Annotated in this window: 14 protein-coding genes and 1 riboswitch; of the genes, 5 read left to right on the top strand and 9 right to left on the bottom strand. The window is 74.1% G+C overall.

Annotated features, from left to right (window positions below; genetic code table 11):
• Positions 1-167: 167 nt before the first annotated feature.
• On the bottom strand, positions 168-1,562 hold the full coding sequence (gene melA / locus ACRYR9_RS04715; protein ID WP_432498617.1) for an alpha-glucosidase/alpha-galactosidase: 1,395 nt from the start codon (positions 1,560-1,562) through the stop codon (positions 168-170).
• Positions 1,563-1,649: 87 nt separating this feature from the next.
• Here melA and ACRYR9_RS04710 point away from each other — a divergent pair, with 87 nt between their 5' ends.
• A complete protein-coding gene (locus ACRYR9_RS04710; RefSeq protein WP_432498619.1) occupies positions 1,650-2,519 on the top strand; it encodes a helix-turn-helix domain-containing protein in 870 nt (289 codons plus the stop codon).
• On the opposite strand, the gene ACRYR9_RS04705 is transcribed toward ACRYR9_RS04710, so the two are convergent.
• From ACRYR9_RS04705 to ACRYR9_RS04690, 4 genes are read right to left on the bottom strand one after another with little or no spacing between them, the layout of a single operon-like run.
• Positions 2,500-3,867 (bottom strand): ABC transporter substrate-binding protein, encoded by a 1,368-nt coding sequence (locus ACRYR9_RS04705; RefSeq protein ID WP_432498622.1) that lies wholly within the window; start codon positions 3,865-3,867, stop codon positions 2,500-2,502. The two genes, ACRYR9_RS04710 and ACRYR9_RS04705, sit on opposite strands and share 20 nt — an antisense overlap.
• A gap of 8 nt (positions 3,868-3,875) precedes the next feature.
• Positions 3,876-4,817, bottom strand: coding sequence for a carbohydrate ABC transporter permease (locus ACRYR9_RS04700; protein ID WP_432498625.1), 942 nt, complete (start codon positions 4,815-4,817; stop codon positions 3,876-3,878).
• Positions 4,818-4,852: 35 nt separating this feature from the next.
• Positions 4,853-5,806 (bottom strand): carbohydrate ABC transporter permease, encoded by a 954-nt coding sequence (locus ACRYR9_RS04695; protein WP_432498628.1) that lies wholly within the window; start codon positions 5,804-5,806, stop codon positions 4,853-4,855.
• A 4-nt stretch (positions 5,807-5,810) separates the two neighbouring features.
• Positions 5,811-8,006 (bottom strand): alpha-galactosidase, encoded by a 2,196-nt coding sequence (locus ACRYR9_RS04690; RefSeq protein WP_432498630.1) that lies wholly within the window; start codon positions 8,004-8,006, stop codon positions 5,811-5,813.
• A gap of 204 nt (positions 8,007-8,210) precedes the next feature.
• On the opposite strand from ACRYR9_RS04690, the gene ACRYR9_RS04685 reads away from it, so the two are divergent.
• Positions 8,211-9,377 (top strand): ROK family protein, encoded by a 1,167-nt coding sequence (locus ACRYR9_RS04685; protein WP_432498633.1) that lies wholly within the window; start codon positions 8,211-8,213, stop codon positions 9,375-9,377.
• 11 nt (positions 9,378-9,388) lie between these two features.
• Here the strand turns inward: ACRYR9_RS04685 and ACRYR9_RS04680 are convergent, their stop codons facing one another.
• Positions 9,389-10,234, bottom strand: coding sequence for a class I SAM-dependent methyltransferase (locus ACRYR9_RS04680; protein WP_432498636.1), 846 nt, complete (start codon positions 10,232-10,234; stop codon positions 9,389-9,391).
• 8 nt (positions 10,235-10,242) lie between these two features.
• A riboswitch (SAM riboswitch) is annotated at positions 10,243-10,329 on the bottom strand.
• Positions 10,330-10,455: 126 nt separating this feature from the next.
• On the opposite strand from ACRYR9_RS04680, the gene acs reads away from it, so the two are divergent.
• The gene (gene acs, locus ACRYR9_RS04675) at positions 10,456-12,429 is read left to right on the top strand and encodes an acetate--CoA ligase (RefSeq protein ID WP_432498638.1); all 1,974 of its coding nucleotides are present in this window, start codon (positions 10,456-10,458) and stop codon (positions 12,427-12,429) included.
• A gap of 114 nt (positions 12,430-12,543) precedes the next feature.
• Here the strand turns inward: acs and ACRYR9_RS04670 are convergent, their stop codons facing one another.
• Positions 12,544-13,311 carry an SDR family NAD(P)-dependent oxidoreductase gene (locus tag ACRYR9_RS04670; RefSeq protein WP_432495956.1) on the bottom strand — a complete coding sequence of 256 codons (768 nt, stop codon included), beginning with the start codon at positions 13,309-13,311 and terminating at the stop codon, positions 12,544-12,546.
• 162 nt (positions 13,312-13,473) lie between these two features.
• Between ACRYR9_RS04670 and ACRYR9_RS04665 the strand changes: the two genes are divergently transcribed.
• Positions 13,474-14,940, top strand: coding sequence for a GntP family permease (locus tag ACRYR9_RS04665; protein WP_432495962.1), 1,467 nt, complete (start codon positions 13,474-13,476; stop codon positions 14,938-14,940).
• Positions 14,941-15,009: 69 nt separating this feature from the next.
• Here ACRYR9_RS04665 and ACRYR9_RS04660 read toward each other — a convergent pair whose 3' ends face one another.
• Together ACRYR9_RS04660 and ndk are read right to left on the bottom strand one after the other, a co-directional pair.
• A complete protein-coding gene (locus tag ACRYR9_RS04660; protein ID WP_432495965.1) occupies positions 15,010-15,426 on the bottom strand; it encodes a VOC family protein in 417 nt (138 codons plus the stop codon).
• A gap of 83 nt (positions 15,427-15,509) precedes the next feature.
• Positions 15,510-15,944, bottom strand: coding sequence for a nucleoside-diphosphate kinase (ndk, locus tag ACRYR9_RS04655; protein ID WP_432495967.1), 435 nt, complete (start codon positions 15,942-15,944; stop codon positions 15,510-15,512).
• A gap of 74 nt (positions 15,945-16,018) precedes the next feature.
• Between ndk and ACRYR9_RS04650 the strand changes: the two genes are divergently transcribed.
• Entirely contained in the window at positions 16,019-16,273 is a 255-nt protein-coding gene (locus tag ACRYR9_RS04650; protein WP_432495970.1) for a hypothetical protein, read from the top strand.
• Positions 16,274-16,365: the final 92 nt, after the last annotated feature.

Here is a 16,365-nt window from a genome sequence, read left to right as displayed (position 1 = left end):
GGGGGGGGGGGGGGGGGGGGGGGGGGGGGGGGGGGGGGGGGGGGGGGGGGGCGCGCCCCCCCCCCCCCACCCCCACCCACCCCCCCCGCCCCCCCCCCCCCGCGCCCCCCCCCCCCCCCCCCCCCCCCCCGGGTCCGCTCGCGATCGGGGTCGAGCGGCGCCGCGGGTCAGGGCCGCAGCGCCGCGGGCAGCAGGTCGGCGTGCGCGGCGAGGAGCTCGTCGGTCATGTCGCGGACCTGCTCCAGGGTCAGCAGGGCCGCCGTCAGCGGGTCCAGCGCGACGGCGTGGAAGACGTGGTCGCGCGAGCCGGTGAGCGCGGCCCGCACCGCCAGGGCCTGCACGTTGACGTTGGTGCGGTTCAGGGCGGCCAGCTGCGGGGGCAGCTCGCCCACGGCGGTGGGCTGCACGCCGTTGGCGTCGACCAGGCAGGGCACCTCCACGCAGGCCTCGGCGGGCAGGTTGGCGATGACGCCGGTGGCGTTGGGCACGTTGCCGTACACGACCGAGGGGACGCCGGTGACCACGGAGTTCACGATCGAGGCGCCGTACTCCACGCTGGGGGCGAGGTCGTCCTGCAACCGGGCGAGCTGGGCGTCGATGTCGCCCCGGTCGTCGTGGGCGGCGCAGATCTCGTAGTAGTCCCAGCGCTGCGGGACGTACCGCTCGACCGTGGCGGGGTCCTTGCGGAAGTAGGGCAGGTACTCCGAGGCGTGGTGGCTGGACTCGGTCTCGAAGTAGCCGAAGGCGTTCATCAGGGTGGTGCGGACCTGCTCGTTGCCGCCCTCGTAGACGCTGGCCGCCGCGGCGGCGCCGCTGTGGTCGCCGTGGTCGCCGGCCAGGTCGCCGGCCGCGCGCCCGACGACGTGCCGCTCGGTCATGACCTCGCGCAGCCGGGGGTACAGGTCCTCCCCGCCGCGCCGGCGGAAGCGCAGGACCCACGCCTGGTGGTTGATGCCGGCGCAGAGGTAGTCGACCTCCTCGTACGGGACGTCGAGGGTGCGCGCGACCATGCGGGTGGTGCCCTGCACGCTGTGGCACAGCCCCACGGTCCGCAACCCCTTGGCGTTGAGGAACGCCGTGGCCATGGCCATGGGGTTGGCGTAGTTGATGAACACCGCGTCGGGGCAGACCTCGAGCGCGTCGGCGGCGATGGCCTCGTAGGCCGGGACCGAGCGCAGGAAGCGGAAGACGCCCCCGGGGCCGACGGTGTCGCCGACGGTCTGGTCCACGCCGTAGCGGCGGGGGATCTCCACGTCGTGCCGGTAGGAGTCCACTCCCCCGACCTGGAAGGTGATGACGACGAAGTCGGCGCCGTCCAGGGCCCCGCGGCGGTCGGTCGTCTCCACGACCTGCGCGTCGAAGCCGTGGTGGGCGATGAGCTCGCGCGCGGCCTCGGCCACCGGTGCGAGCTTGCCGGGGTCGACGTCCATGAGGCAGAGCCGCGCCGAGCGCAGCGCCGGGAAGCTGAGGACGTCGCCGATGAGGCGGAACGGGAAGACGTACCCCCCGGCGCCGATGATGGTGATCTTGGGCGGGCGCGTCGGGCTCGTCGTCGGGCTCATGCCTCGACGCTAGGCGGCCACCGGCTGCGCGGACCTCCGGCGAGCCACCGGGAGCTTCCAGGATCCTCAGCACCTACCTTGAACGGTGTGCCGCGCGGACCGAGGGTCGAGGAGTCCGCCCTGTGGGTGCACCGGGGGCCCGCCCCGCCGATGCACGAGTTCCACCGGCACGACGACGTGGAGGTGAACGTCGTGCTGGCGGGTCGGCTGGAGTACCTCAGCGGCGGCGTCCGCACGCGCGTGGAGGCCGGCAGCACCGCGTTGTTCTGGGCTGCCGCACCGCACCGGCTCCTCGAGGACGAGTCGTTGCAGTCCACCGACGTCGCGTGGATCCACGTGCCGTTGTCGACGGTGCTGCGGTGGTCGCTGCCGGAGGCGTTCTCCACCCGGGTGCTCGCCCACCGCACGCTGGTGGTGCCCACGGCGCGGGTCGGCGCGCACGTGCCGGCGATGTTCGGCGGCTGGCAGCGCGACCTGGCGGCGCCGGGCGGGGCGGGGCGGGCCGCGTTGCTGCTGGAGGTGCACGCCCTGGTGCTGAGGATCGTGGCAGCGGCGGGCAGCGAGCCGCCCGCGGGCGGGGACGGTGCGGCGGGCCCGCGGGCGGACCTGCGCCCCGTGGCGCGGATGGCGAGCTGGATCGCCGAGCACTTCCGCGAGCCGGTCAGCGCCGCGGACGCGGCCCGGGCGGCGAACCTCAACCCGAACTACGCCACCACCCTGTTCCGCCGGGCCGCGGGGGTGTCGCTGGGTGAGCAGCTTACGCGCCACCGGGTGGCCGAGGCGCAGCGGCTGCTGCTGACGACGGACCTGACCACGGCCGCGGTCGCGCACGCGGCGGGCTTCGGCTCGCAGAGCAGCTTGTACGCGCACTTCGCCCGCGCCTGCGGGTGCTCGCCCGGGGCCTACCGCGCCGCGCGCCGGGCCCCGGGCGAGGCGCTCACTCGAACAACGCGTTGACCTCCTCGTTCATGCGCGTGAGCGAGGACACGTCGGCGTTGAAGGCCATGACGTTCTCCATCGCGGAGCTGGTGATGCTCTGGACCTCCGCGGCGTTCAGGACGGCCGGGTACGGGAAGGTCGTGCCGGCGTCGATCTGGTCGGTGAAGGCGCTGATGTCGAACCCGGTGCGCCCGAGCGCCTCCTTCGCGGTGTCGACGGTGCTGGCGACCGCGGGCAGGACGACCCCGGCCCGCGCCACGACGGACTGGCACTCCCGCGACCCCAGGTAGGAGGCCCACTCCCAGGCCGCCCCCTTGACCTGCGAGGAGGTGGAGATGGAGTCGGCCAGCGAGTTCTGCATGGCCGCGCGCTGCCCGCTCGGACCGATCGGCGTGGGGGCCAGGGCGAGGTCCACACCCTCCAGCGCACCGTAGTTGGCGGTCTGCCAGGAACCCTCGGTGACCATCGCGTACCGCCCGGCCTGCATCTGCTGGTCGGGCGAGCCACCCTCGGTGAACGCCAGCGGCGGCATGTACCCCTTCTCGATGAGCCCGCGCCACCAGGCGTAGGTGTCCTGGAACCGCTGGTCGTCGTAGTGGAACTCGGTCCCCCACGCCTCGTCGTCCATGTACCACCAGCCGGTGGTCATGGCCAGGTACGACCACTCCACCTGGCCGAAGGGAGCGCCGGCGCTGCCGAGCCCGAGGCCGTAGGTGCGAACGTTCCCCTTGTCGAAACCGGGCTCGTCACCGCGCACGCCGTTCTCGTCGACGGTGAGGTGGGCGATGGCGTCCTCGTAGGTGCCGCCGTCCTGCGGGTTCCAGGTGAGGTTCTCCATCTGCTCGCGGGTGATGCCGGCCTCCTCGGTCATCCCCTCGTTGTAGAAGACGCCGATGGTGTCGAAGTCCTTCGGCAGGCCGTAGCGCTTCCCGTCCGGTCCGATCCACAGCTCCGTGGTGCCGGTGACGTACTTCGACAGGTCGACGCGGTCGCGCGCGACGTACTCGTCGACGGGCACGATGAGACCGCGCTCGGCGAACTCGCCGTACCGGGAGGTGTGGTTGGCGAAGACGTCGGGGGCGGAGTTGGCCACGAAGCCGGTGAACAGCTTGTTCCAGTAGTCGTCCCAGCCGAACTGCTCGATCTGGATGTCGATGTCGGGGTGCTGCACCTCGAAGTCGTCGGCGCACTGCTGGTACGCGGGCAACTGCGCGGACTCCCACAGCCAGTACGTGACGGTGCCGGTGTCGGCGTCGGCGCCGGGGTCGACGCCGTAGGAGCCGCAGGCGGTCAGCAGCAGCGCGGTCCCGGCGGCCGCGACGGCGCGGTGGGTGCGGGAACGGCGGCGGGGAGCGGGGTGCGTCACGAGGTTCCTCACTTGATGCCGGAGAAGCCGATGGAGTTGACGACCTTCCGGCTGAAGATCGCGAACAGGACGATGATGGGCAGGGCGGCGAGCAGCGTGGCGGCCATCAGCCCCGCCCAGTCCGGCGAGCCCTGCGGGGTCTGAGCGCGGAAGACGCCCAGGCCGACCGTGAGCACGCGGACGTCGGGGTCGCTGGCCACGAGCAGCGGCCAGAAGTACTCACCCCACGCCTGGATGTACTGCAGGATCGTCAGGGTGACCAGCGGCCCGGAGGCCATGGGCAGGATCACGGTGAAGAACCTGCGCACGGCACCGGCGCCGTCGATCCGCGCCGCCTCCTCCACCTCGTGCGGGATGCCGAGGAAGAACTGCCGCAGGAAGAAGATGGCGAAAGGGGTCATGAAGAAGAACGGCAGCACGATCGCGGCGTAGGTGTTCAGGAGGCCGAGGTCGCGCATGAGCAGGAAGTTCGGCAACTGCGTGAAGATCGGCGGAACCATGAGGGCGGTGAGGAAGACGAAGAACACCGCGTCGCGGCCCGGCCAGCGCAGCCGGGAGAAGGCGTAGGCGGCCAGTGCACCGAAGAAGACCTGCCCGGCGGTGATGAGGGTCGCGACGACCACCGAGTTGAGCAGGTACCGGCCGATGTTCACCGAGGCGCCGGAGCCGGCCTGGGCCTGGGCCTCCGCGGTGCTGGCCAGGCCGAGCACCCGCTCGAAGGCGCCGAGGGTGGGCTCGACCGGGAGCAGGCTCGAGGGCTGGGTGGCGAGGTGCGCACCGTTGGAGAACGCCGTGCGCAGCATCCAGTAGAACGGGAAGAGGGTCACGAGCACGATGAGGACCAGCGCCGTCCACGCGAGGATCCGCCCGGCTCCGGGCCGCCCTCGACGGTTCCTGCTGGTCCGTGAGGCCGCGGCGGCCTCGTCGAACGTCGTCACTGCGGTGGCCACGTCGCCTCCTGGGGATCGTTCGCTTCGGGTCGCGCTCAGGCGACGTCGGACTCGTTCGCCCGCATCAGCCTGAGCTGGACGAAGGCGACGGCCGCGAGGATGAGGAACAGGACGACCGAGACGGCCGACGCGTACCCGAACTGGTAGCGCTGGAAGGCCAGGTCGAAGATGTAGTACTGGATGACCTTCGTCGCGTCGGCCGGCCCGCCCGCGGTGGTGACGGCGACGGTGTCGAAGGCCTGGAACGAGCCGACGACCGTGATGACCAGCACCAGGGCGAGGATCGGCCGCAGCAGCGGCAGCGTGATGCGCCAGAACATCTTCCACTCCGAGGCGCCGTCCACCCGGCCGGCCTCGTACACGTGGTCGGGGATCATCAGCAGGCCGGCGAAGATGAGCAGGGCCGTGTACCCCAGGTGCCGCCAGGTGTTGACCAGCGCGATCGTCGGGATCGCCCAGTCCTGACTGCCGAAGAAGGGGATCGCGTCGATGCCGAGCCAGCCGAGGAACTGGTTGGTGATGCCGATCTGGGCGTCGAGCATCCAGTAGAAGACGAGGGCGACGACGACGTTGGAGATGAGGTACGGCAGGACGATGACGCTGCGGACGAGGACCGAGCGGGTCAGCCGGTGCAGCAGCACCGCCAGCAGCAGCGCCAGGACGGTCTGCGTGCCGATGTTGATGACGACGTACTGCACCGTCACCTTCATCGCGTTCCAGAACGTCGGGTCGTCCAGGAGCGCGGCGTAGTTGTCCAGCCCGACCCAGGTGGGCCGGTTGAAGACGTCGAAGTCGGTGAAGCTGTAGTACAGCCCCCGCAGGGTGGGCCAGAGGTAGAACACGCTGAACCCCAGCAGCGCCGGCAGGACGAACGCCAGCGCGGTGAGGCGTTCCCGGCGCGTTCCCCTGCTGTCGGGTCGGTAGCCGTGGACCTGCAGGCTGAGCCGGCTGGAGCTGCGGGTGCGAGCGGCTCTGCTCGTGAGTGCCATCGCGTCAGACCTTCCGGGTCCGCAGGAGGAGGAGCTGCTGCGGCTGCAGGGCGGCGGTCGTGACGCCCACGGCGGCCAGCGCCCGGCCGGTCATCCTGACCCCGCCCTGCGCGGTCCACGGCAGGGCGTCCCCGCCCTGCACGGCGGGGGTGTCGCCCGGCGGCTGCGGCGCGACGTGGTAGGTCGCGTCGGGGTCCAGACCGGGCAGGCGGACCCGCCCGGGGACGCTGGTGTCGGGGGTGCTCAGCTGCACCACCGCGAACAGGCCGTCGCTGCCGTCGGTGGCCACGACGCCGTGAACGGCGCCCGCCGGGTCGTGCGGGTCGGCGCGCACGACGGTCCCGGTGTGCAGCAGGGGCCGCAGCTCCTTGTAGAGCGCGACCCAGCGGGTGAGCTCCGCCCGCTCGGCGGGGTCCATCCGGGTCAGGTCGGTCTCGATGCCGAAGGACGCGAACAGCGCGGTGCCGGCGCGGAAGGACAGGTCGCTGCTGCGGTGGGTGGTGTGGGACGGGGAGGCGCCCACGTGCGAGCCGATGAGCTCGGGGGGCAGCAGCTGCGTGGTCCACCGCTGGATCTGCTGGCGCTCCAGCGGGTCGATGCAGTCGCTGCCCCACACCCGGTCGGTGTGCTCCAGCACCTCCAGGTCCACGCGCAGGCCGCCGGAGGAGCAGGACTCGATCTCCACGCCGGGGTGCCGGGCGCGCAGCTCGTCCATGAGCCGGTACGCCGCCAGGGTCTGCGCGTGCACGCCGGGCCGCCGGCCGGGGCCGGACCCGGCCTCGAGCAGGTCGCGGTTGTGGTCCCACTTCAGGTAGGCGATGTCGTTCTCGGTGAGCAGGGCGTCCAGGCGCTCCAGCAGGTGCGCGAAGGCGTCCGGGTTCCCCAGGTCCAGCACCTGCTGCTGGCGCGAGGACGGGGGCAGCACGTCCTCCCCGGGGCGCAGGATCCAGTCGGGGTGCGCGCGGGCCAGGTCGGAGTCGGGGTTGACCATCTCGGGTTCCACCCACAACCCGAACTGCATGCCGAGGCCGGTGACGACGTCGATGAGCGGGGTGAGCCCGTCGGGCCAGACGTCCTCGTCGACGTACCAGTCGCCCAGGCCGGCGCTGTCGTCGCGCCGGTGGCGGAACCAGCCGTCGTCCAGGACGTAGCGCTCGGCGCCGACCTCGGCACCGGCGCGGGCGAGCTCGGTGAGCCGGCCGAGGTCGTGGTCGAAGTACACGGCCTCCCACGTGTTCACGATGACGGGGCGGGGGTTCGCGGGGTGGTGCTGCCGCGAGCGCAGGTGGGTGTGGAACCGGGCGGCGACGCCGTCCAGGCCGTGCCCGGAGTGCGCGGCGTAGACCCACGGGGAGCTGTACCCCTCCCCCGCGGCCAGGCGCACCTCGCCGGGCAGCAGCAGCTCGCCGCCGGACAGGACGGCGGTGCCGGTGTGCTGGCGCTCGGCGAGGGCGCGGTGGTTGCCGCTGAAGGCGACGTGCTGGGCCCACACCTCCCCGGTGCGGAACCCGAGACCGGCGGTGCCGGCCGCCAGGACGAGGGGGGCGTCGGGGCCGGTGCGGCCGCGGCGGTTCTCGCGGGTGTGCGCGCCGACGACGAGGGGCAGCCGCTGCGGGACCCGTTCCTTGCCCCAGCGGCCCGCCATGTCGAGCAGCTCGGTGGCCACGGGCGGCAGCGGCAGCGCCAGGGCGAGGGCGCCGACCTCGTAGCCGTCCGCGCCGGTGTTCGTCAGGTGCGCGCGGTGGCGCAGCAGCCCGGAGGGCAGCAGCTCGAGTTCCAGGTGGATCTCCAGCGCGGCGGCGGTGTCGGCGGCGCGCACGTCCACGCGCCCGCCGCCCGGGACCTCGTCCACGGTGACCTCGACCGCGGTGGGGACGAAGCGGGTGGTCCACGCGGTGCCGTCGCGGTGCCCGGCGAGGCCGGGGGTGCCGCTCCAGCCCTGGGCCTGCTCGGGCAGCAGGGCGAGGGGCCGCTCGACGTCGACGGCGTTGTTGGCGCGGGCGGGGGCGCCGGCGACGGCGAGGTCGCCGAGCGCGGCGGCGTCGAGCTCGCCGAGGTCGGAGCCCCAGTGCACGACGGAGGGGAGCTGGTCGGCGTGGGTGCGCAGGACGACGCTGACGCCGGCCGCCCGCAGGTGCACCACCTCCCCGGGGACCGCGGCCCGGCCGGGGGTGGGCGTCTCGCGCTGGAGCAGGGTCACGGCGTCTCCGGGATCACGTCGTCGTGGTCAGGGTCGTGCTGCCGCAGAGTTTTACGACAGAACCTCCAACGCGGTCAAGAGGCACGCACCTTCCACCCTGAGGCACTCAGGAATCGATCGAGCTTCTCGAGACTTCCGCGGCGGTAGTCGACTACGGTTCTCCCACGCAGCGCCGCACTCGGCGCCCGACCCGGGAGGAGCCGGATGACCCTCGTGAGCCCGGGGCGGCCCGGCACCGCCTGGACCCCGCTGACGGGACCGGCCCACGACATCGCCCTGGAGGTGCTGCTCGACGGGCCGCTGCCGCGCAGCGAGCTGGCCCGCCGGCTGGACCTGTCCGCCGGCAGCCTGACGCGGCTGTCCCGTCCCCTGCTGGACTCCGGCCTGCTGGTGGAGACGACCGGCGCGTACGACCCCGTGTCCGGGCGCCCCACCCGGCCGCTGGACGTGGAGGAGGGCACCCACTGCTTCGTGGGCGTCAAGCTCACCGCGGACACCGCCTACGCCGTGCTGACCACGCTGCGCGCGAACGTCCTCGCCGAGCTGGAGACGCCCCTGCCGGACCCCTCCCCCGCCGGGTGCACCGCCGCCGTCGGCGACCTCGTCCGGGCCCTGACCGCGCGCGCCGGCGCACCGGTGCGCGCCGTCGGCGTGGGCCTGGGCGGGCGGGTCTCACCGGACGGGGAGGTCCTCTCGGCCCGCTACCTGGGCTGGGAGGGCGTCGCGTTCGGCCGCCTCCTGGAGGGCGAGCTGGGCCTGCCGGTCGTGGTGGACAACGACGTGCTCTCGCTGACGCGGGCCGAGCAGTGGTTCGGCACGGCCCGCCGCTGCGGGCACTTCGCCCTCCTCGTCGTGGGGACCGGGGTGGGGTTCGGCCTCGTCGTGCACGAGCAGGTGCTGGACCGCCCGGACGCCGGCGTCGGGTTGCTGGGGCACTTCCCGCTCGACCCCGCCGGTCCGCTGTGCCCGGACGGGCACACCGGCTGCGCGGAGGCGATGCTGACGCGGGGGGCGGTGGAGGCGCGGGCGAGCGCGGCGCTGCGGCGCCTGACGGGTTTCGAGGAGGTGCTGGACCTGGCGGCGGCGGGCGAACCCCTGGCGCGGCGGGTCGTCGACGACTCCGCCCGCGCGCTGGGCGTCCTGGTGGCCGCGATCGGCAACCTCACGATGCCGGAGAAGGTGCTCGTCTCCGGGGAGAACGCCCGGCTGGCCGAGGTGGGGGCCGCGGCGCTGCAGGAGGGCGTCCGGACGCACCGCAGCCCGCACGCCTCCGAGCTCGACGTGGACGTGCAGCACACGGGTTTCCCGGAGTGGGCGCGGGGAGCGGCGGTCACGGCGATCCGCACGTTCGTGCTGGGGCACCGCCGCTGAGCACGGGGCGGTCAGCGGCGGTGCGCCGACAGGTGCCAGAACCGCGCCGTCCGCCGGAACTCCTCGCGCCGGCTGAGCTCGACCTCCAGCTCCTCCAGGTCCGCGACGACGCGCTCGTCGGCCCGGTGGGCGTCCTCCAGCAGGGTGGTGACCGTCAGGACCCCGGCGCGGCCGGTGACCTCGCACCCGGCGGCGCGCACCGCCTCCTCCACGACGGCGGGGTCCAGGCGCAGCACCGAGCGGCCGGTGGCGGGGTCGACGCCCCGCTCGGCGTCCAGCAGCACCCACGCCTGCGCGGGCCCCTCGCGCAGCACGGCGGCCAGGACGTCCGCCGCCGGGTTCGGCGCCATCAGCGAGAGCAGACCACCGGGGCGCAGGGACGACGCCAGGGTCGCCACGTCGTCCGCGACCTGCTGCGCGCTGCCCCGGTGCTGCAGCACGTCGTGGCACAGCACGACGTCGAAGGACCCCGATCCCCCCGCGCGGTGCCGGGTCAGCGCCGCCAGGGCGGTGAGGTCCTCCAGGTCCGCGGCCACGGTGCGCAGGCGGTCGGCGACCCCCGCGGCGGTGGCGGCGGCGCGTGCCGCCCCCAGCACGTCCGGGGAGGCGTCCAGGACCGTCACCTCGTGGCCGGCCAGGGCCAGCTGCAGGGCGTCGCGGCCGTCGCCGCCCCCGGCGTCCAGCACCCGCAGCGGCGCCGGGCCCAGCTGGGCGCACCGCTCGCGCAGCAGCGCCACGAGCACCCGGTAGCGCAGCCGCCCCCACGGGGACTCCTGCCAGGTGGCCCAGGCGGCGGCTTCGCGGCGCGCGTCCTCGGACGCCGACCCCGCGCCCGCGGCGGACGTGGTGGTGCTCATGCCGTGCCTCCCCATCGGTCCTGGCGTGAGCACCCTCCACGCGGGGGTTGCTGCGGCGTCGTCGAGCCAGGTCTCTCGGCCGCTCTGGATGGTCCGAGCAGAGTACGGCACCGGCCGGTGGGGCGGTCCACGGCGGCGGACCCCGCCGGAGCCCGCCCGGCCCCGCGCGCCGCGCGGATACGCTGACCGCCGGACCCACGACCCCGGGAGGACCCGCCCGCATGAGCACCGCCCCCGTCCCCACCGGCGACGACCTGGTCTTCCCCCCGCCGGCGGAGTTCGCCGCCCGTGCCAACGCGGGCGCGCAGGAGTACGCGCGCGCCGCGGCCGACCCGGAGGCGTTCTGGGCGGAGCAGGCCGGCCGGCTGCAGTGGGACGAGCCCTGGCACACCGTGTTCGACGGTTCCACGCTGCCCACCGCGCAGTGGTTCGTCGGCGGCAGGCTCAACGTGGCGGTGAACTGCGTGGACCGGCACGTCGCCGCCGGCCGCGGGGACAAGGTCGCCCTGCACTGGGAGGGCGAGCCCGGGGACTCGCGCACGATCACCTACGCGCAGCTGCAGGACGAGGTGTGCCGGGCGGCGAACGCGCTGCAGGAACTGGGCGTCGGCCACGGCGACCGCGTCGTGCTGTACCTGCCGGTGCTGCCGGAGACGATCGTGACGACGATGGCGTGCGCGCGCATCGGTGCCGTCGTCAGCCTGGTGTTCGGGGGTTTCTCCGCCGAGGCGCTGCGCTTCCGGGTGGCGGACACCGGCGCGAAGCTGCTGGTGTGCACCGACGGGCAGTTCCGCCGCGGGAAGGCCGTCGCCGTGAAGGACGCCGCCGACGCCGCGGTGCAGGGCCTGGAGCACGTCGAGCACGTGCTCGTGCTGCGCCGCACCGGGGACCTGACGCCGGACGTCCCGTGGACCGAGGGCCGCGACGTGTGGTGGCACGACGTCGTGGACCGGCAGAGCACCGAGCACGTCGCGCCGAGCTTCGACGCGGAGAACCCGCTGTTCATCATCTACACCTCCGGCACCACGGGGAAGCCGAAGGGCCTGGTGCACACCAGCGGCGGGTACCTCACGCACGCGTCCTGGTCGCACTGGGCGGTGTTCGACGTCAAGGACGACGACGTCTACTGGTGCCAGGCGGACCTGGCCTGGGTGACCGCGCACACGTACGAGATGTACGGGCCGCTGTCCAACGGCACCACCCAGGTGATCTACGAGGGTTCTCCGCTGACCCCGCACCCCGGCCGGCACTTCGAGGTCATCGAGAAGCACGGGGTGACGATCTACTACACCGCCCCGACGCTGGTGCGCACGTTCATGAAGCACGGCCCGGAACTGCCGGCCCGCTTCGACCTGTCCTCGCTGCGGCTGCTGGGTTCGGTGGGCGAGGCCATCAACCCCGAGGCGTGGCTGTGGCTGCACCGCGAGGTCGGCGGTGGGCGCTGCCCGATCGTGGACACCTGGTGGCAGTCGGAGACCGGTGCCGCGGTCGTCGCTCCCCTGCCGGGGGTGACGCCGCTGAAACCCGGTTCCGGGACGGTGCCGCTGCCGGGGCTGGCCGCCACCGTCGTCGACGACGCCGGCCGCGAGACGGCGCCCGGCGAGACGGGGGTGCTCGTCATCACCCGTCCCTGGCCGGGCATGGCCCGCACGGTGTGGCGCGACCACGCCCGGTTCGTGAAGTCCTACTGGGAGCCCTACGCCGAGCAGGGCTGGTACCTGGCCGGTGACGCCGCGACGAAGGACGCCGACGGCTACGTCTGGATCGGCGGGCGCATCGACGACGTCCTCAACGTCTCCGGGCACCGGCTGTCCAGCATCGAACTGGAGTCGGCGCTGGTCTCGCACCCGCGGGTGGCCGAGGCCGCCGTCGTCGGCGCACCGGACGACACCACCGGTCAGCGGATCGTCGCGTTCGTCATCACCCGCGGCGCCGCACCGGCCGACGACCCGGACGACTCCCGGCTGGGCGAGCAGTTGCGCGCGCACGTCGCCGAGCGCGTCGGGGCGGTCGCCAAGCCCCGCGACGTCGTGGTCGTGGCCGACCTGCCGAAGACCCGCTCGGGGAAGATCATGCGCCGGCTGATGGCGGACATGACGGCCGGCCGCAGCGGCGGGGACGTCACCTCCCTGCAGGACGAGACAGCCCTGGCCGCCGTGGAGGCGGCCTGGGCGCGCTACGCCGCCTCCCGCTGACCCCTCCCCCGCGGAAACCATGGTTTCCGCCCTTCGAAGGACCCTCTGCGGGGCGGAAACCATGGTTTCCGCGGCAGGAGGGGCGGTGCGGGAAGGGGAGGGTTCGGCACTGCCTCAGGAGATCTGCAGGCCGCCGTTGACGTCGTAGGTGGCGGCGGTGACGTACCCGGAGTCCGGGCCCAGCAGGAACTCCACCAGCGCGGCGACGTCGTCGACCGTCCCGACCCGGCCCACCAGGGCGTCGGCGGCCATCGCCGCCCGCCGCTCGTCGGTGAGCGGCCCGCCCATGATGTCGGTGTCCACCGGGCCCGGCGCGACGCAGTTCACCGTCACGCCCAGCGGGCTCACCTCCCGGGCGAGGGCGCGCGTCAGGCCGATGATCGCGGCCTTCGAGGCGCTGTAGGCGACCTTGGAGTAGGTGCCGCCACCGCGCTGGGCGGACACCGACGAAGCGCTCACCACGCGCCCCAGACCGCGCTGGACCATGCCGCGCACGAACCGCTGCGTGATCAGGAACGTGCCGCGCGCGTTCACGGCCATGACGCGGTCCCACTCCTCGGGCGTGGTGTCCAGGAACGGCGTGGGCGAGCTGATGCCCGCCAGGTTCACCAGCCCGACCACGGGTGGCAGCGCCCGCTCGACCTCGGCGGCGGCCGCCTCCACCGAGGCGGGGTCGGCGACGTCGACCTGCACGCCGATCGCCGCGGCACCGGCCTGCTCCAGCTCCCCCGCCACGGTCCGCGCGGCCGCGCCGTCGAGGTCGAGGACGGCGACGGACCACCCGCCGCGCGCCAGGCGGTGCGCGAGGGCTCGGCCGATGCCGCGCGGTGATCCCCCTCCGGTCACGACGGCGGTGCGGGCGGTCGGGAACTCGGTGGCCATCGGGCTCTCCTCGCAGGCGTCCGGGTCGCCGCCGCGTCCTCGCGGCGACGTCGGGAACCCTAGACGCGCGGGCCCGCGCCCGCACCGCTCGACAGGAGCGGCCGGCGGCGCCACCCTGTCCGCGTCGGGTGATCGCACCCGCACCGACACCGGAGGATCACCGTGGATCTCCAGCTGCTCGCCGCGCTCGTCGCCGGCATCGCCGTCATCGTGCTCGTCGTCCTGCGCACCCGGCTCGACGCCTTCGTCGCGCTGCTGCTCGCCGCCCTGGTCACCGGCTCCATCGCCGGGTCCGCCCCCGGCGACACCCTCGACTCCCTCGTCACCGGCTTCGGGAACACGCTGGCCTCCATCGGCATCGTCATCGGCCTGGGCGTGGCCGTCGGCAAGGTGCTGGAGGTCTCCGGCGGGGCGGACGCGCTGGCGCGCGCGTTCGTCCGCGCGCTGGGGAAGGACCGGGAGGCGTGGGCGCTCGGCGGGACGGGGGCCGTGGTCTCCATCCCCGTCTTCTGCGACTCCGGGTACGTCATCCTCAACCCGCTGGCGCGCTCGATCGCCCGCCGCCAGCGCCGCGGGTACGTGACCCTGGCGCTGGCCCTGGGCTGCGGGATGACGCTGACGCACCACATGGTGCCGCCGACCCCGGGCCCGCTCGGGGTGGCGGGCATCCTGGGCGCCGACCTCGGCGCGCTCATCCTCACCGGCCTGGTGTTCTCCGTGCTGCTGCTGCCCCTGGTGGTCCTGTACTCGGCGTGGGTGGGGCCGAAGCTGGAGGACCAGGTGCAGCCGCAGGTGCGCGAGGCCGTCTACGCCGGTGCGGGTGTGGCGGCCGGGGCGGGGACCGGCACGGGGGCGGTCGCCGGGGGGCCGCTCGAGGAGGCGCCCGACCCGGCCGCGGCTCTGGGGGAACCACCGGCGGGGGCCGCCCCGCACCGGCTGGGCGCCTTCCGCGGTTCGCTGCCGCTGCTGGTGCCGCTGGTGCTCATCGTGGCCAACACCGTCACCACGGCCGTGGACCGCGACGCGCAGGGCGTCCTGCAGGGTGACGAGGGGTACGAGCCGTCGACGCTCGCGCAGGTGTTCTCGTTCGTCGGCCACCCCGTCGTGGCGCTGATCGTCGGCCTGGTCATCGCCGTGTACGGGCTGCTGCCGCGGTGGACGAGCCGCCGGCAGGTCACCGGCTGGCTCTCGGACGCGGCGGCGTCGGCAGGGCTGGTCATCCTCATCACGGGTGCCGGCGGCGGCTTCGGCCAGGTGCTGCGCGACTCCGGCGTCGGGCAGGCGCTGGCCGACGCGGTGGCGTCCCTGGCGCTGCCGGGGGTGCTGGTGCCGTTCCTGGTGGCCACGCTGGTGCGCCTGGCGCAGGGCTCGGGCACGGTCGCGATGATCACGGCGGCGTCCGTGACGGCACCGCTCGTCGGCGGCCTGGGGGTGTCCGCGCTGGCGGCGGCCGTGGCCTGCTGCGCCGGCTCGATGGTGTTCAGCTACTTCAACGACTCGTACTTCTGGGTCGTCACCCGGTTCACCGGGCTGGAGGGCACCGCCGCGCTGAAGGGGTGGTCGGCCCTGACCACCGTCGCCTGGGCCGGGTCGATCCCGCTGGTGCTGCTCGCCGGGGCTCTCCTGTAGGCGCCCAGCCCCTGCTCACCGGCGCGCGGCCCCCGCGGGTGAGCGGGGGCCGGGCGCCGGCGGGTGCGTTCAGGCGCCGATGCCCCCGGCTTCCCGGGCGGCGTCGACGTCCATCCAGCTGACCTCCCACACGTGCCCGTCCGGGTCGCGGAAGCTCACGCCGTACATCCAGCCGAAGTCCATGGCCGGGGCGTACTCGGAGCCGCCGTTCGCCAGCGCCTTCGAGCGCAGGTCGTCGCACTCCTCGCGGCTGGACGCGGACAGCGCGAGCATCACCTCGGTGGTGCCGGGGGCCGCCGGCTGCGAGTGCAGGAAGCCCTGCCACTTGTCCGGCAGGTGCAGCAGGACGATGACGTTCTCCTCGAGGACGACGCAGGTGGTGCCCTCGTCGCTGAACTCGGGGTTCAGGGAGAAGCCGAGCGAGGTGAAGAAGGTCCTGGACGCCTCCAGGTCGCTCACCGGGAGGTTGACGAAGATCATGCGCACGGCCGGACTCCTTCGCGGGTCGGGGCCCGGGCGGGCCCTGCTGCCGGTGGAGACCTCAGCGCGGCGCAGGACTCATCGGCGCTTCACAGGTTCGGGAACCACAGCCCGATCTCGCGGGCGGCGGACTCCGGCGAGTCCGAGCCGTGCACGAGGTTCTGCTGCACCTTCAGGCCCCAGTCGCGGCCCAGGTCGCCGCGGATCGTGCCGGGAGCGGCGGTGGTGGGGTCGGTGGTGCCGGCCAGGGAGCGGAAGCCCTCGATGGCGCGGTGGCCCTCGACGACGGCCGCCACCACGGGGCCGGAGGACATGAACTCCACCAGCGGTTCGTAGAACGGCTTGCCCTCGTGCTCGGCGTAGTGCCCGGCGAGCAGCTCGCGGTCGGCGGTGCGCAGCTGCAGCGCCACCAGCGAATACCCCTTGGCCTCGACGCGGCGCAGCACCTCCCCGGTGAGGTTGCGCCGGACGCCGTCCGGCTTGACGAGGACGAGGGTGCGCTGGACGTCGGTCTGCGTGGCCACGCGCGGCACCCTAGCGGAGCCGGGCCCGGCACCCGGGCTGGCAGGATGTCGGCCCCCACCCGGAGGAGGACGACGTGAGCCGGCGCAGCGACCGCGAGGACACCCGTGCGCAGGAGGACGCCCTGCGCGCCGCCCGCGAGGAGGCCGCCGACGTGCTGGCCGACCTGGCCGCCGAGGCGAAGGCCCTGTCCAAGGCGTACGCCTCCCGCACGGGGCGCGTGCCGGACGGTGCGGCCCTGGCCGGGCTGGTGGACGCCGCGCGGCGCGCGGAGGAGGCCGTGGACCTCGCCGCGCACGACCTGGCGACCGCCCGCGGCGAGGACGCCTGACCCCTCCCGCCGCGCCGACCCGATACCACTGCGGACGGCCGTAGCGGTAGCCCCCCCGGCGTGCAGATCGGAGAGCGGCGCAGGACCATCGA

It is taken from the genome of Kineococcus auxinigenes (genome assembly GCF_050871525.1).
Lineage (GTDB): Bacteria > Actinomycetota > Actinomycetes > Actinomycetales > Kineococcaceae > Kineococcus.
The sequence above is the reverse complement of the archived record's forward strand: the minus strand, read 5'-3'. Positions and strand labels throughout refer to the sequence as shown.

Coding starts and splice junctions, on each gene's coding strand:
- ACRYR9_RS04695 (WP_432498628.1), bottom strand. CDS start 5,806: ATGGCACTCACGAGCAGAGCCGCTCGCACCCGCAGCTCCAGCCGGCTC.
- acs (WP_432498638.1), top strand. CDS start 10,456: ATGAGCACCGCCCCCGTCCCCACCGGCGACGACCTGGTCTTCCCCCCG.
- ACRYR9_RS04685 (WP_432498633.1), top strand. CDS start 8,211: ATGACCCTCGTGAGCCCGGGGCGGCCCGGCACCGCCTGGACCCCGCTG.
- melA (WP_432498617.1), bottom strand. CDS start 1,562: ATGAGCCCGACGACGAGCCCGACGCGCCCGCCCAAGATCACCATCATC.
- ACRYR9_RS04680 (WP_432498636.1), bottom strand. CDS start 10,234: ATGAGCACCACCACGTCCGCCGCGGGCGCGGGGTCGGCGTCCGAGGAC.
- ACRYR9_RS04670 (WP_432495956.1), bottom strand. CDS start 13,311: ATGGCCACCGAGTTCCCGACCGCCCGCACCGCCGTCGTGACCGGAGGG.